Below are 14,837 nucleotides of genomic sequence, written 5' to 3'. Positions count from 1 at the left end.
TAGTAAATCGGAGGCCACCGGGCGCATCCGCGAAAAAGGGGGACGGTTCGGGTGAGCAGAGTTGTGCGGTTCAGCACCGACGAGGGGGCCGAGCTGCTGGTGGAGGTCGAGGACGACGCGTACGGCACCGCCAGGATCTCCCGCGGCGACGGCATCATCGACGCGGGCAAGCACCTGGAGGAGGTGCTGGACAAGACGCTGACCACGGTGAAGCCCGTGGTCGAGGCCGTACGCAGGCTCGCGCCGGACGCCCACGAGATCGAGTTCGGGCTGAAGCTCAACGCCCAGGCCGGCGTGATGGTGGCCAAGACCGCCATCGAGGGCCACTTCACGGTCAAGCTCATCTGGAACAGCCAGGCCCCATGACGCGCCCGCCCGACCCCGACCGGCCGCCCTGGCTGGTACGCGTCCGCGCCGCCCCCGAGGACCCGGCGGGCGAGATCGGGGCCGGCCTGCTCGCCGTGGGACGGCATGTCCTGACCTGCGCCCACGTCTGCGTGCCCGGTCAGCCGGAGGACGAGCCGCTGCCCGCCGAGCCGCCGGCCGTGCCGCTGGACGTCAGCTTCCAGTTCTGCGGCAACGTGCCGATCCAGGCCGTGGTGGCGCCGGGCGGCTGGTTCCCCGGGCCGGACATCGCCGTGCTGGAGCTGCTGGAGGAGCCGCCGGCGGACGCCGTCCCCGCCCCGCTCTGCACGGCCGGGGGGACGCGCGGGCACGACGTCACCGTTCACGGCTATCCGAGGGGTTTCGACCACGACGCCGTGCCGTCCACCGGCTTCGTCCAGGCGGTCACCGGCCAGGGCTGGCTGGCGCTGGTCTCCCGCGAGGGCATCAACCTGGAGGCGGGCTTCTCGGGGGCGCCGGTGTACGACCACGCGCTCGACGGCGTCATCGGCATGGTCGTCAGGCGGGTGGAGGCACGCAGGTCGGGAGATCCGCGTACCGGGTTCGCCATCGCCGCCGACGATCTGGCGGTCCGCCTGCCGGGGCTGCCGGGCGGGCTGCGCAGGCTATTCACCAGGCAGGACCGCGCCCGGGTCGAGGCGCTGACCACGCTCCCGCTGAGCGCCGGCGGCGAGCTGCCTCGGGTGCGCGACGCCGACGTGCACGACCTCGGCGTCACCGTGGCGCGCGGCGCCCGCGGGGACCCGCCCGTGTACGTGCCGCGCAGGCAGGTGGACGAGGAGCTGGCCGCGGCGCTGGCGCACCCGTTCGTGGTGGCCATGGGACCCTCGGCGGCCGGCAAGTCCCGCTCACTCGTCGAGCTGCTGCGGCGGGAGCGCCCGGACGCGGCGATCATCGTCCCGTGGGCCAGGACCGGCACGGTCGACGAGCTGTCCAAAATGACGCTGCCGCTGCCGCCCCAGGGCGCGATCATGTGGCTGGAGAACCTGGACGAGTTCCTCAGCGCCCAGAGCCTCAACACCGCCAGCCTCGACCGGCTGGCCGCGCACGACCCGCCGATCACGGTCGTCGCGACCATGCGCGGCACGGTCTACCGCACCCTCGTCGCCCAGAGCACCCACGTCGCCAAGACGACGGAGGCGGTGCTGACCAGGGCCGCGCAGGTGGAGGTGCCGGCCGCGCTGGCCGAGGAGGACCGGCCGCGCGCCGCCGAGCTCTACCCCGACGACGACTTCACCGAACGGGGAGTGGGCGAGGTGCTGGTCGGGGCCCGGCAGCTCGAAGTCCACTACCGCTACCCCGACTCCAGGGAGGGCCTGGCCGTGCTCCAGGCGGCCATCGACTGGAGCAGGACCGGCGTGCGCACGCCGATCGGCGAGCAGGCGCTGCGCGAGGTGTCGGCCGCCCGCCTCGCCGAGGAGCTGCCCAACGCCGACCCTGACGCCGCCTTCGCCGCCGGGCTCGCGTGGGCGCTGGAACAGCTCGACGGCAACGTTCACCCCATGCTGCGGGTACGGGCGCCCGGCGGCGGGGTCGCGTACCGGCCGCACAACTACCTCGTCGCGCTGGCCTCCGGCGACCGCGACGTGGTCACCGCGCGGCCGATCGCCTCGGCCGCCTGGGAGCGGGCCGTGGCGGAGGCGCCGGACGAGGACCTGCTGACGCTCACGTACACGGCGTTCGTCCAGGGGCAGCCAGGCGTGGTCAGGCAGGCGGCCGCCAGGGCGCGGGAGATGGCGGGCGAGCCGGAGATCAGGGCGTGGGCCACCGTGCTGCTCGGCTCGGTCGAGGGGCTGGAGGGCGACTTCGCGCGGGCCCGTGAGCTGCTGGAGGAGGCGCAGGTCTCGGGGATCGCCGAGGTCGTCACGCTGGCGGCGTACGAGCTGGGGCCGCTGCTGCTCAACATCGGCGACATGACCCGCGCGGCCGAGGTGCTCGAACCGCTCTTCGACGATCCGGACGCGCCACCGGGGCTGCTGGCCGAGGTCCAGCTCGCCATGGTGCGCATCAGGCAGGGACGGCAGGACGAGGCGATCGAGCTGCTGACGGAGGCCGCGGCCGCGGACGATCCGCGACCGGCCGAGACCGGCGTGCGCAAGTCGGCCGTCGAGCCCGGACGCCAGCACGGCCCCGGCAACGAGCGCGAGCGCAGGTTCCAGCGGTTGCGCGACGAACACGCCGGCGCGGGCCGTCCCGACGGGCCAGGGCTGCTCTCCGGGGAGCGGCAGGAGATGTTCCAGGCGCTGCGCGGCGCGGGGGAGTCGCTGGCCCCGCTGCTCGCGCGCACGCTGCTCAGCGGCCTGCTCGTCGACAGGGGCGAGATGACCGACGCGCGCCGGCTGCTGGAGTCGGTCGCCGAGTCGCAGGACCCGCGCGTGCTGCCGCTGCTGCACGCGGCCATGGGCGGGCTGGCCCTGGTGGAGCAGGACTTCGACACCGCCAGGGACCTGCTCGGGCAGGCGGCCGCCTCCGGCCACCCTGGCGCGGCCCCCGCCGCCCGGCTGGACCTCGCCGACCTCGCCTACCGGGAGGGTGACGCCGGGACCACGCGGGAGCTGCTGGACGCGATCGTGGCCGAGGGCCACCCCGACTTCGCCCCGCGCGCGAGCAGCCTGCTCGCCAACCTGCTCGCCCTCCAAGGGGACTTCGCCGGCGCGCGGGACGCGTACCAGGCGGCCGTCGACGCGGGCAACGCCTACTGGTCGCCGATGGCCAAGATCGAGCTGGCCGTCCTGCTCGCGCAGCAGGACGCCGAGCAGGCCCCGCGCTCGCGGCTGCTGCTCGAAGAGGTGATGGCCGAGGAGCATCCCGACCACGCGCCCCGCGCCGCCGACCTCCTCGGCGACCTGCTCAGCGGCCTGGGGGAGACCGAGGGCGCGCAGGCGGCGTACCGGCGGGCCATCGACTCCGGCAACCACTACTGGGCGCCCATGGCCAGGCTCGACCTCGCCGCCCTGCTCGGCCGGCTCCCCTGGCCGCAGCCGCCCACGGTCGAGACGCTGCTCAACGAGGTGGCCGGGGCGCCGAACCCCGACCACGGCCCGCGCGCCGCCGAGATGCTCGGCGAGCTGATGATCGAGCTCGGCCGCCCGGACGAGGCCGAGCGGCGCTTCCAGGAGGCCATCGAGCGCGACCACCCGTACTGGTCGCCGCTGGCCCGGATCGGCCTGGCCGCCGTCCGCGCCGACCAGGGGCGCGACGAGGGCGTCCTGGACCTGCTCGAAGCGGCCGGCGGGGCGGGCGACGCGCAGATCTCCGCCGTCGCGCTGCTGCGCCGCGCCGCCCTGCTCCTCGACGCCGGCCGGACCGAGGAGGCCGACGCCGACCTGAGCGCCGCCGCCGGGTCCACGCTCACCGAGTTCGCCGCGCTGGCGCTGGTCGAACAGGCCAAGCTGGCGGTACGGGACGGTGACCTCCAGCGCGCAGTGGCCCGCCTCGAAACCATGCGGGAACGGCTCGCCTCCCTCGGCACGCCGACGTCCCGTACCCGCGAGCTGGGCCTGCCGGAGGGGACCGGGTTCGCCTACCTGCGGGCGTGCGACTTCCTGCACGACATGAACGAGATGGACACGGCGGGCGAACTGCTCGAAGAACTGCTCGCCCGGCCGCCCGCGACCCTGGCGCCCGGCCTCCTGCCCGCCGCGCAGGCGCGGCTCGGGCGGATCCGGTACATGGAGGGCCGCTTCGACGAGGCGCGGGCGCTGCTGTGGCAGGCGCTGGCCGGGGACGTCCCGTACGTGATGCCGATGGCGCGGGCCTACCTGGCCAGCCTGTTCATGAAGCAGGACAAGCTCAGTGCCGCCGCCGAGATGGTAGAGCCGCTGGTGCGGGAGGGGGACGCCGAGTACCGGCCGTTCGCGATGGCGCTGCTGGGGCGGATCAGGGTGGTGACGGGGGCGTACGAGGAGGGGCGGGAGCTGCTGGAACGGGCGTTGGCGGAGACGGTGGAGGCGGGGGACGAGGACGCGGCGGCGGAGATCCGCGACAGCCTCGCCGTCCTCTCCACGGCCCGCCCACCCGCCGCCGCCCCCGCTGCCGAGCCCGACCCGACTCGAACCTTCGGCCAGACTCCAGCCCTCGACCAGGCCCACGATCCGGCGCGGACTCTTGACCGGGCTCCCGCTTCAGATCCGGCCCCTGCGCCGGACCCGGCCACCCCCGTGCCACCTTCGGCCACCGGCGATCTCGTGCCAGGGGCGGTCGGCGGGCAGGCGCCGGCCTCGGCTTCGGCGGTGGGGCTGGCGGCGGAGGTCAAGCTGCGGCTGGGGGAGGTGGCCTCGGCGCGAGGGGACGCCGAGGAGGCGGCCTGGTGGTTCGGCGAGGTCATCGACGGCGCCGACCCGGCTGCCCGCGACCTCGCCCGCCTCGCCCTGGCCACCCTCCGATACGAGCAGGGCGACCTCGACACCGCCGCCGACCTCGCCCGGCCCCTGGTCACCGCGCACGGCGAGGTGTCCGCCCGGGCCGCAGCCCTGCTCACGGAGATCGCCGACCTCCGCTGCTTCCACCTGCGCGCCGGCGGCGGACCACCGACGAGGTGACCAGCCGGGCGACCTCAGCCCGGTGGCCCCGCTCTACGTGGCCCCGGCGCTCCGGTACGCCGGCCGCGGCGGCCGGGCCGTGAGCCGGCGGTAGAGCGTCGTCGGCCCCGGCCAGTTGTTGGTGACCCGCCCGTCGGCCGTCTTGTACCAGCTCTGACACCCCGCACCCCACACCATCCGCGACATCGCCGAGTCGAGCTGCCGCCGCCAGGCCGCCATCGCCTCGGGCCGCACCTCGATGGGCCCGTGCTCGGCCAGGTACGGCAGGCACGCCATGATGTGGTTCGCCTGGCATTCGATCATGAAGACGATGGAGTTGTGCCCGAGGTTGGTGTTGGGCCCGTACAGCATGAACAGGTTGGGGAAGGCCGGCAGCGAGATGCCCAGGTAGGCCTCGGCGCCGTCCTTCCACCGCTCCTCCAGGGAGAGACCGTCGCGTCCGATCACCTCCATCGGCGCGAGGAACTCGGTGCTCCTGAAGCCGGTGCCGTAGACGATGGTGTCGACCTCGTACGAGCCTTCGGTGGTCTCGACGCCCCCTGGCGTGATCCGGACGATCTTGTCGGTGACGAGTGACACATTGGGCCTGGTCAGGGCCGGATAGAAGGAGCTGTCGATGACCACCCGCTTGCACCCGGGCGGATAGTCGGGCGTGAGCCTGGCCCGCAGCTCGGGACCGGGCACCTGGTCGCGCAGGTGGCGCAGCGCCCGCTGCTTGAGCAGCCCCTCGCTCCAGCCCTGGGCCAGCGCGGGGTAGAGGGTGCCTTCCGCGTAGCGGTAGATCCATTCGCGGTACGCGCGCTGCAGCCCCGGCACGTAGTGGAAGGCGAACCTGACCAGCGGCCCGAATGTGGCGTCCGGCTTGGGGATGACCCAGTTGGGCGTGCGCTGGAAGACGTGGAGGTGCCCCGCCCGTTCGGCGACGCGCGGGATGAACTGAGCCGCCGACGATCCGTTCCCGATGACCGCGACACGCCTGCCGGTGAGGTCGTGCTCGTGGTTCCAGCGGGAGGAGTGGAACGAGACGCCCTCGAAATCCGACATGCCAGGAATGTCGGGCATCCGGGGCCGGTTGAGCTGCCCCACCCCCATGACCACCACGTCGAACCGCTCCGTCCGCTCCCCGCCGTCCTCTGTGGCCGTGGTGACCTGCCAGCCCGAGCCGTCGAACTCCGCCCGCCTGACCTCCGTACGGAACCGGATCCTGTCCCTGACGCGGTACTTGTCCGCGCAGTGTTCGAGATAGCCGAGGATCTCGGGCTGCTCGGGATAGCGCCGCGTCCAGCTTGAGTACTTCTCGAATGAGTACGAGTACAGATGTGAGGGAATGTCGCACCCGGCCCCCGGATAACTGTTGTCCCGCCAGGTGCCGCCCAGATCACCGGCCTTCTCGAAGACCGTGTACGACCGGATGCCGGCGCGTTCGAGCCGGATCGCCATGCACAGCCCACCGAACCCCGCACCGACGATCGCCACGCTTGGTGCCATGCCGTCCTCCCGCCTCAAGTCAGGATCCACTTACGTTACGCCGAACCCCGTTCTGAAGACACCCCCGCGAACCCGGCGGACCGGTAGTCTGCGCAGGTGGCTGCTGTGACGTTGACGGACGTGATCGAGGTGCTGGAGGCGGCCTACCCGCCCGGCCGGGCGGAGTCGTGGGACGCGGTGGGGCTGGTCGGCGGAGATCCGGCCCAGGAGGTGCGCCGGGTGCTGCTCGCGGTCGACCCGGTCGCCGCCGTGGCCGAGGAGGCGCTCGACTGGGGGGCCGACCTGATCGTCACCCATCACCCCCTCTACCTGCGCGGCACGACGACCGTCGCGGCCACCACGCCGAAGGGCCGCCTGATCCGCGCCCTGATCAAGAACGACGTCGCCCTCTACACCGCCCACACCAACGCCGACGTCGCCAACCCGGGAGTCTCCGACGCCCTGGCCAGAGCCGTCGGCCTCGTGGGTGACCTGGTGCCGCTCAAGCCGTTCCCGGACGACCCGTGGCGCGGGCTGGGCCGCATCGGGGAGGTGGCCGAGGGCATGACGCTGGGCGAGTTCGCCGCGCAGGCGGCCAAGGGCCTGCCGCGAACGTCCGCGGGCCTCCGGGTGGCGGGCGAGCTGTCCCGCCCGGTCGCACGCGTGGCGGTCAGCGGGGGAGCGGGCGACTCGCTGCTCGCCACGGCCGCCGCCGCGGGCGTCGACGTCTTCCTGACCGCCGATCTGCGGCACCATCCGGCCAGCGAGTTCGTGGAGTCCGGCGGCCCCGCGCTGATCGACGCCGCCCATTGGGCCACCGAGTGGCCCTGGCTCGACAGCGCGGCGTCCATCCTGCACGCCAGTGGCGTTACCGTTGAGACGCGTGTCTCCGCCACGGTCACCGATGCTTGGACAAGAGGATATTGATCATGAAAGCAGCCCCCGAGGCCCAGAAGCGACTGCTCGACCTGGCAGAGCTCGACTCCGTGATTGACCGGCTGGCCCATCGCCGCCGCACCCTTCCCGAGCTGGCCGTGATCGACGAGAAGTCGAAGCTGCACGCCAGGCTCGCCACGCAGGTGATCGAGGCCGAGACCGAGGCGGGAGACCTGGCGCGCGAGCAGACCAAGGCCGAGAGTGACGTCGAAGCCGTGCGCACCCGGGCCGACCGCGACCAGAAACGCCTCGACTCCGGCGCCGTGACCTCGCCCCGCGACCTGGCGAGCCTCCAGTCCGAGATCGTCTCGCTGCACAAGCGCCAGGGCGACCTGGAAGAGGTCGTGCTGGAGATCATGGAGCGCAGGGAGGCCGCCGACACCAAGGTGACCGACCTGGTGGCCAAGCGCGACGAGGTCCGCGCCGAGCTCTCGGCGGCCGAAGACCGCCGCGACGCCGCGCTCGCCGAGATCGAGAAGGAGACGGGCGAGGTCCAGGGCCGCCGCACGGGCGTCGCCGGCGAGATCCCCGCCGACCTGCTCAAGCTCTACGAGAAGCTCAGGGAGCAGTACGGCGTGGGCGCCGCCATGCTGCACGGCGGCCGGTGCCAGGGCTGCAAGGTGGCCCTGTCCATCGCCGAGATGAACCGCATCAAGGCCGCTCCCCACGACGAGGTGCTCCGGTGTGAGGAGTGCCGCCGCATCCTCGTCCGTACGGCAGAGTCAGGCCTGTGACCTCCTACGTCATCGAGGCGGACGGCGGCTCGCGGGGCAACCCCGGGCCGGCCGGCTACGGCGCGGTCGTCAAGGACGCCGCCGACGGCCAGGTGCTGGCCGAGGCGGCCGAGGCGATCGGCGTCACCACCAACAACGTCGCCGAATACCGCGGCCTGATCGCGGGCCTCCAGGCCGTGCTCGACCTGGGCGGGGACGGGTCGGCAGTGGCCGTGAGGATGGACTCGAAGCTGGTCATCGAGCAGATGGCCGGCCGCTGGAAGATCAAGAACGAGGGCCTGCGCCCGCTGGCGGCGCAGGCCGGGTCGCTGGTCAGGCGGCTGCGCGTGACGGAGTGGACCTGGATCCCGCGCGAACGCAACAAACACGCCGACCGCCTGGCCAACGAGGCCATGGACGCCGCCGCCAAGGGCCTCACCTGGACGGCGGGGGGCACGTCGGGGGACGACGGCGCCGCCAAGCCCGACAGAAGTACTGGCACGGCCAAGAAGGCGACGCAGACCGACACGGGACCCCAGCCCTCCACAAAGGGATCGAGTAAGTCGGCGGGCCAGACCGATCTCCTCGACACCGGCCTGTCCGGCCCCACGGCCTCCCTGGCCTCCGCCCAGCAGAAAGCCAGACCCACGAACACGACGGCCACCGGAACCGGTACCGGCTGGGCCCCGCCTGCCCGAGTTGCCACTTCCCTGCTCCTCCTCCGGCACGGCGAAACCCACCTTTCCCTCGAACGACGCTTCTCAGGCCGTGGGGACGCCGAACTCACGGCCGCCGGCCTCGCTCAGGCATCCGCAGCAGCGGAACGGCTGTCACGGGATCCGTACCGGCTGGACGTGATCGTCACCTCCCCGCTCAAGCGCGCCCGCCAGACCGCGCAGGCGGTCGCCGCCCGCACCGGCCTCGACGTGGACGTGTGCGAAGACCTCAGGGAGGCCGATTTCGGCGCCTGGGAGGGCCACACGTTCACGGAGGTGCAGCGCCGCTGGCCCGCCGAACTCGCGGCCTGGCTCGCCGACCCGGAGGTCGCCCCGCCGGGCGGCGAGAGCTTCGCCACGACCGCCCGCCGCGTCGAGGCGGCCAGGGAACGGCTGGCGGAACGGCACGAGGGCAAGACGGTGCTGGCGGTCTCGCACGTGACGCCCATCAAGCTGCTTCTGCGGCAGGCCCTGCTGGCGCCGCTGGAGTCGCTCTACCGCATGCACCTCGACCTGGCCTGCCTGTCGCTGATCGAGTACTACGCGGACGGCCCGTCCGTGGTGAAGTCCTTCAACGACACCTCCCACCTCCGCTGACGGACGCCGTGCCGGAGCTCCACCCGGCGCGGCAGACCGGGGATCGGCCGAAATTTGATACCCTTCCGCAGACGAGTCGGCCGGGCGACCGCGTCGGGCCTCATCAGGCCCGCCGAGGAAGGTCCGGGCTCCACAGGGCAGGGTGGTCGGTAACGCCGACCCGGGGTGACCCGCGGGAAAGTGCCACAGAAAGCAGACCGCCTTCCGGCCTGGCCGGGAGGTGAGGGTGAAAGGGTGGTGTAAGAGACCACCAGCGCCCACGGTGACGTGGGCGGCTAGGTAAACCCCACCCGGAGCAAGGTCAAGAAGGGACGCTCTCCGGAGCGTTCCGCGCGCGACGTTCGAGGGCTGCCCGCCCGAGCCGCGCGGGTAGACCGCTTGAGACCGCCGGCAACGGCGGCCCTAGATGGATGGTCGCCCCTTCGCGAGAAGGACAGAACCCGGCCTACAGGCCGACTCGTCACCCCATCCTCCTTCTGACCTGGCGTGGAACAGCCGGTATGCATGGAGCAGGGCACATTGGGGGCACTCTGGCCTGACGCTCGAGGGCCCGGCACGGGTTACATCTACTACCGGATGGGTCTACAGATGCCGGCTGGGCGCCTCCTTACGCGAAGGTAAGGTCCGTGGGCGCCCCTGGAAGAGTGGGACCCGCAGGCGTACTGTCACATCGAATAAGCGTTCGATCCTTCGGGATTCCCGTGATCGCTAAAGAAGGATGTCCCCTTCAGGCAACCCCTGTATGCGTGCTGCAAGCATCAATAGCCGTCTCTCTTCGCATCGAAACCAGCAGCAAACTACACCACGGAGTAGGAAGGCATGAACGAGGAATTCCTCCCGGCCGGTTCTGTTTCGCATGATGACCCAGCGGTCGAACGGGCCATGGCAACAATTGATGGGCTAGAACCCGCTGAACAGAGGGAGCTCCTACGCAGCACCTGCCGTGCCATGCTGGCCTTTCAGCGGACCAAGGATATTGACCACCTAGTGCATTTCGCTAACAATCTCCTCGCGACCATTCGTCTCCGCGGCATTCCTGACTATGTCGAAGCGGTAAGGAGTGCTCCCAAAGATCGCGTGGCCTCGGGTGGGTCGCTGGACATCGATGAGGTGCTCAACCGACTCATGGAGTAGCCATGGCGGAGCTACGGCTCCAGGCGGGAAGCGATCGGGTACTCGCGAAATGGTGGAACTCGGATAGCTGCAAGGAGGGAGATCACCAACTTGTGGCAAAGGTCCTCAAAGACATCCGAACTGGAGACTGGCGGGGTCGGTGGTACTGGACCGAAGATATGGCCGACGATCCAACCATCCTTCGGCCGATATCCATCTGGCCGCGAGAAAACTTAGTGATGACGATTCGGTTTTGGCCGGCCGAAGATACATCTGAGGTCGAAATAATCAGAATTCTCGATCTGGTCGACCTGCCCGAAAGTGGCCTCCGGGAAGAGGTTTGATCGTCATGGCTGAGACGATCGCGGTGACCGAAGCTCCTGGAAAAGCACCTTATCCATAGCAGTGCGTGCACGCTGTGATGCTTCAGGTACCAGGTGACCGTACAGGTCCACGGTCGTGGTGATGGACTCGTGGCCCAGCCACCGTGACACTTCGGAGATGGGCACGCCCTCAGCCAGCGCCGTGCTGGCGAAGGTGTGTCGCAGATCGTGGAACGTCATGTCCGCCGGTACCTTGGCCGCGAGGATCGCAGGCTTGAGGATGTCGGCGTTGAAGTAGTCGCGCCGGATCAGGTTGCCGCGCGAAGTCCGGAACAGCGCGTCCTTGGGCTTCCGCCGGTCGATGTGTTCCGCCAGGGCGTCGGCGAGCACGGCCGGCATCGGTACGTCACGCACGGAGGCCCGGGTCTTCGGCGGAGCCAACACCGGGCGCCGGTCGATCACTACAACCTGCCGGTCCACTCGCAGCATCGCTCCCTGGAAGTCCAAACGATCGCCAGCCAGGCCGAATGCTTCCCCTTGCCGCAGGCCGGCCGCGGCTCCCAGGAGGATCAGCGGCGCGAACTCGGGTCGCATCGCGCGGTATAGCGCGATCACCTCGGCGGGGGAGAGGAGTCGGATCGTGGTTTTGTCCGCCTCGGGCAAGCGAATGTCGACACAAGGCGAACGACGGATCATAGCGTCCCGTACGGCGCCGCGTATGATGCTGGAGAAGATCACGTAGATAGTCTCGACCGTACGCGGAGCCAGGCCCTTGGCGTGCAGGTCCTTTACCCAGCCCTGGACGGCCGTGGGTCGTATGGCAGCCAGCGGCACCAGGCCGAACATCGGGTTGATGTGATTCTTCAGATGCCCCGCGTAAGTCGTCACGGTCCCAGGCTTGTGCAGCCGAGACGCCATCCACGTTTGCGCATAAACCTGAAAGCGTGTCTGCCCGAGTTTGGGATCGATCCACTCACCACGAGGTTCGTCAGCACGGCGCGTCACGTCGAAGCGGTCGGCATCGGCCTTCCGCTCGAAGTTACGTTTCCGCTGCTCACCCTTCTCATCCCGATAGCGGACCTGCCAGCGCGCCCCCTGTCCGTGCTTGGCGGTCGGCACCCGCTTGTGCTCGGTGCATTTGGCTTCGCCCGGTTCTGGCCGGGACTTGTGCCACTGGTCATAGACCGTCAAGGCTGCTCCCGAAGCCATGCCTTGACCTCTTCCGGCAAGTAGCGCACATGCTTCCCCGCGCGATGGCCAGGAGGACCGATGCGACGACTACGCCACTGGTAAAGCGTGCCCACGGGCACCTGCAAGAATTCGGCTACTTCGTCGATCGTCCACGTCCGGTCCTCGGTGATCACGTCTTTCCCTCCCTCAGTGAGGTGGCCAAGGCGCTTTCCCCAGCGCTGTAGCCCTGGCCGGCGAATCGCCAGTGGGTGAGCACGAGCGTGGTGTCGTCCTCTTCCGGCATCAGGCCCGCCGCGCGCAGCTGCTCATGCCGGTATTCGGTACGTTCCTGCCGAATGGCGCCGAGCGTGGTCGAGTAGGACCGGGACCGGGTGGAGAAGTGACCACGGAACCCGAGCATGTGAGCCCACTTGCGCAGCCGTAGGCCGGTCAGCTCGGGATGGGTGCCGGGGTGGCCCAGCTCCCAGGCTGTGCGGATCAGCCGGGCGGCGTGGGCAGTGGCGCCGCGCTCGTGCAGGTGGGTGAGATCGTGTTCATGGATGCGGCGATCGAGCGTGCCGGAAGACTCGGCGGCTTTGGTGGCGTATTTGGCGATATAGCCAGCCACAGCCTGCTCTGACAGCTGGCCGGCGAGGTCGCTCCCGTGGATCGGCTGGACGTCGACCTGGCGGCCCCAGACGAGATGCCGCGTCGGCTGGCCGAGCGTGGGCGCGTTGAGTTTGACGGCGGTAGCGGCCGAGCGGATCGCGTCGTCGAGCAGCTGCACGGTGGCCCAGTGCGGCGGTTCGAGGACGTCGGCCGGATCGGTGGTCCGGGCATCGAGACGGATCACGGCGTGGAAGTGCACGACGCCGCGGGCCTGGTACTCGGCGACTTTGGCGAAGGAGACCCGAACCGCCTTGTTGAACGCGATCTGGGTCAGGCCGGCCGAGGCGGCCAGGCGGCGCCGCAGGTAGGTGGTGAAGCGACGCCAGAGATCACCGGCGTGCGCGTTCCACAGCACGTGCCCGATGTAGTCGTAGGCGTCCGGGTCGAGCGGTTGCCCGATTCTGGTGTCGTCGGCCTTGTGGCGCTGGAAGCAGGCCAGGCCGGTACGGCGGGGGTGGCAGACCTGAGGCTTGCCATCTCTTCCGGGACCGCGATGCACTGGCCCGAACGAGGGCGCGGTCAGGGTGGCGAACACCTTCGGGTGCTCGCGGACGGTCGTCGGCACGCCCTTGGCTCCGCCGAGGAGACCGGCCCGGATCAGATGGTAGGTGTCGCGGCGGTAGAGCTCGGAGCAGGACGGGCAGCGGGAGGCGCGCCGGTTGCCGCACCGGATGAGCAGTTGCCCGTGGGGCTCGTTGTCGGTGTGGTAGTGGGACAGGACTTCGCCGGAGATGGCGTTCAGGGTGAGGCTTTCGCCGGTCAGCCGGACTGGTTCCGCACAGCCGCGCAGGCGGTGGACGCGGTCCAGCCAGCGGGCCAGGTTGGTGCTCGAATGCCGGGCCAAGTCGCGCACGACCGGCCCGGCCAGTTCGGCGAGCGCCCCCGCGTCGCTCACTGAATGATCCTCCTCACGTCGACGATGACGGTGTGTGTACGGCAGGCCGCGCACTGCTGATCGGCGGGCAGCCGTCGAGCGCAGGCAAGTAACCGTGTCTGGCCGCAGCCGCGGATGGTGACCGGGTGCTCACACCGGCCGCTTCGGTCATGGCCTACTACCTGCCGTGCCACACTCCACGGGAGGTCAGCGCCACGGGCGTACGTCTCGATGACGCGGACGCGATACTGGTTGGCCATCAATGGCGATGTCTCCTTTGCGATCTCTAAGCCATGACGGTCCGGGCACCCGCCCAGCGGGACGAACTGGGCAAGCTGGGCGGGCACCCGCAACCTCAGCCGTCGCGATCAGTCGAGGAACTCGGCGTCGTTGTCGGCCTGCTCCAGACAGGCCGGGCAGTCGCCGCAGCCGTGCCAGGAGCCATCGATGAACTCGGGATCGCAGTTCTCAAGCGGTTCGGGCATGGTCAGTCCCTCCCTTCGGAGTGGAGCGATTGATCTCAGCCGTCGCGATCAGTGGAAGGTGACCCAGAACGAGTAGCGGCAGTTCGGGCAGCCGACCTGGAGCCCGTGTTCGCCTACCAGCAGCGCTTGGAAGCGCGCGAGCCGGGTTTCGTAGCGGCAGCCGGGGCAGGTCACCCGTTGGTCGTTGACGCCGGTCGGTGTCGACATGGTGGTGGCCCTCCCTTCTAGCGATCGCATTTGGGGCAGGTCTGGGTCCGGACGTACAGGTAGCCGCGGCAGATCGAGCACCGAGGCAGGGGCCGCGGCGGAGGGAGTTTCCTGCTCACCCGAACCAGCGCCCCAGGCCCTTGCCGCGGGCGCCGGCCTGTCGCAGGGCGTCCTCACGCAGCCGCTTGGCCTTCCTCGTGCCGACGGCGGTCTGCAGTTCGGCATCAGCCTTACGCCGCTCTGCGGCGGTCACGCCGTGGCCGTTGGCGGCACGGGCCAGCTCGTTCAGCTCGTTGGCGTTCTGCGTCCTGGCCTTCAGCTCGGCCAGCTGCGCGGCGCTCATCCGCCCTCTCATCGCTGCGCCCCCCGAGCCTGCTCGCGCTCGATACGCTCCGCCTCTTGCTGGGCGAGGAGCTCGTCGTAGGCGTCGCGTACGGTCTGGGGCTCACCGCCGGGCCAGATGCCCGGTTTGCCAGGGTGGAAGATCTGCGTCTTTGCTGCCATCGTGGAGTTCTCCCTTGTGGAGCCTCCAGGGCCGGGAATCTTTGCCGGATGAGCGGCCTTGGAGGAATCTTCGTCGTCTGTCTTCGTTGAAGCTGATCGGTGCTCACGTTCGGCTCC

The 14,837-nt window shown here is 70.3% G+C and carries 14 protein-coding genes and 1 other RNA gene; 8 read left to right on the top strand and 7 right to left on the bottom strand.

What is annotated here, in order from left to right; genetic code table 11:
* Positions 1-51: 51 nt before the first annotated feature.
* Positions 52-366 carry a CU044_2847 family protein gene (locus tag ABFX54_RS02880; protein WP_346101283.1) on the top strand — a complete coding sequence of 105 codons (315 nt, stop codon included), beginning with the start codon at positions 52-54 and terminating at the stop codon, positions 364-366.
* Positions 363-4,946 (top strand): tetratricopeptide repeat protein, encoded by a 4,584-nt coding sequence (locus tag ABFX54_RS02875; protein ID WP_346101282.1) that lies wholly within the window; start codon positions 363-365, stop codon positions 4,944-4,946. The genes ABFX54_RS02880 and ABFX54_RS02875 overlap by 4 nt, the downstream gene beginning before the upstream one ends.
* 33 nt (positions 4,947-4,979) lie before the next feature.
* Here the strand turns inward: ABFX54_RS02875 and ABFX54_RS02870 are convergent, their stop codons facing one another.
* Positions 4,980-6,434 (bottom strand): flavin-containing monooxygenase, encoded by a 1,455-nt coding sequence (locus ABFX54_RS02870; RefSeq protein ID WP_346101281.1) that lies wholly within the window; start codon positions 6,432-6,434, stop codon positions 4,980-4,982.
* A 105-nt stretch (positions 6,435-6,539) separates the two neighbouring features.
* On the opposite strand from ABFX54_RS02870, the gene ABFX54_RS02865 reads away from it, so the two are divergent.
* The 6 genes from ABFX54_RS02865 (at position 6,540) to ABFX54_RS02840 (ending at position 10,832) form a co-directional block, all read left to right on the top strand.
* Positions 6,540-7,340, top strand: coding sequence for a Nif3-like dinuclear metal center hexameric protein (locus ABFX54_RS02865; protein WP_346101280.1), 801 nt, complete (start codon positions 6,540-6,542; stop codon positions 7,338-7,340).
* A gap of 2 nt (positions 7,341-7,342) precedes the next feature.
* Positions 7,343-8,083 carry a zinc ribbon domain-containing protein gene (locus tag ABFX54_RS02860; RefSeq protein ID WP_346101279.1) on the top strand — a complete coding sequence of 247 codons (741 nt, stop codon included), beginning with the start codon at positions 7,343-7,345 and terminating at the stop codon, positions 8,081-8,083.
* Positions 8,080-9,375: a bifunctional RNase H/acid phosphatase gene (locus ABFX54_RS02855; protein ID WP_346101278.1), complete on the top strand. Its 1,296-nt coding sequence runs from the start codon at positions 8,080-8,082 to the stop codon at positions 9,373-9,375. The genes ABFX54_RS02860 and ABFX54_RS02855 overlap by 4 nt, the downstream gene beginning before the upstream one ends.
* A gap of 72 nt (positions 9,376-9,447) precedes the next feature.
* Positions 9,448-9,839: RNase P RNA component class A (rnpB, locus tag ABFX54_RS02850), an RNA gene on the top strand.
* A gap of 355 nt (positions 9,840-10,194) precedes the next feature.
* Positions 10,195-10,509 carry a hypothetical protein gene (locus tag ABFX54_RS02845; protein ID WP_346101277.1) on the top strand — a complete coding sequence of 105 codons (315 nt, stop codon included), beginning with the start codon at positions 10,195-10,197 and terminating at the stop codon, positions 10,507-10,509.
* Positions 10,510-10,511: 2 nt separating this feature from the next.
* Positions 10,512-10,832 carry a hypothetical protein gene (locus tag ABFX54_RS02840; protein ID WP_346101276.1) on the top strand — a complete coding sequence of 107 codons (321 nt, stop codon included), beginning with the start codon at positions 10,512-10,514 and terminating at the stop codon, positions 10,830-10,832.
* A 3-nt stretch (positions 10,833-10,835) separates the two neighbouring features.
* On the opposite strand, the gene ABFX54_RS02835 is transcribed toward ABFX54_RS02840, so the two are convergent.
* From ABFX54_RS02835 to ABFX54_RS02810, 6 genes are all read right to left on the bottom strand, one after another.
* Positions 10,836-12,002, bottom strand: coding sequence for a tyrosine-type recombinase/integrase (locus ABFX54_RS02835; protein ID WP_346101275.1), 1,167 nt, complete (start codon positions 12,000-12,002; stop codon positions 10,836-10,838).
* Positions 11,999-12,175: a helix-turn-helix domain-containing protein gene (locus ABFX54_RS02830; protein ID WP_346101274.1), complete on the bottom strand. Its 177-nt coding sequence runs from the start codon at positions 12,173-12,175 to the stop codon at positions 11,999-12,001. The genes ABFX54_RS02835 and ABFX54_RS02830 overlap by 4 nt, the downstream gene beginning before the upstream one ends.
* A complete protein-coding gene (locus tag ABFX54_RS02825; protein ID WP_346101273.1) occupies positions 12,172-13,545 on the bottom strand; it encodes a replication initiator in 1,374 nt (457 codons plus the stop codon). The genes ABFX54_RS02830 and ABFX54_RS02825 overlap by 4 nt, the downstream gene beginning before the upstream one ends.
* Before the next feature lie 512 nt (positions 13,546-14,057).
* Complete coding sequence (locus tag ABFX54_RS02820; RefSeq protein ID WP_346101272.1) at positions 14,058-14,216, bottom strand: hypothetical protein; 159 nt, start codon at positions 14,214-14,216, stop codon at positions 14,058-14,060.
* A gap of 115 nt (positions 14,217-14,331) precedes the next feature.
* Positions 14,332-14,559, bottom strand: a complete 228-nt coding sequence (locus tag ABFX54_RS02815; RefSeq protein WP_346101271.1) for a hypothetical protein — start codon at positions 14,557-14,559, stop codon at positions 14,332-14,334.
* Positions 14,560-14,567: 8 nt separating this feature from the next.
* Complete coding sequence (locus tag ABFX54_RS02810; protein WP_346101270.1) at positions 14,568-14,720, bottom strand: hypothetical protein; 153 nt, start codon at positions 14,718-14,720, stop codon at positions 14,568-14,570.
* Positions 14,721-14,837 lie beyond the last annotated feature (117 nt).

It is taken from the genome of Nonomuraea maheshkhaliensis, assembly GCF_039529435.1.
GTDB classification, from domain to species: domain Bacteria; phylum Actinomycetota; class Actinomycetes; order Streptosporangiales; family Streptosporangiaceae; genus Nonomuraea; species Nonomuraea maheshkhaliensis.
The sequence above is the reverse complement of the archived record's forward strand: the minus strand, read 5'-3'. Positions and strand labels throughout refer to the sequence as shown.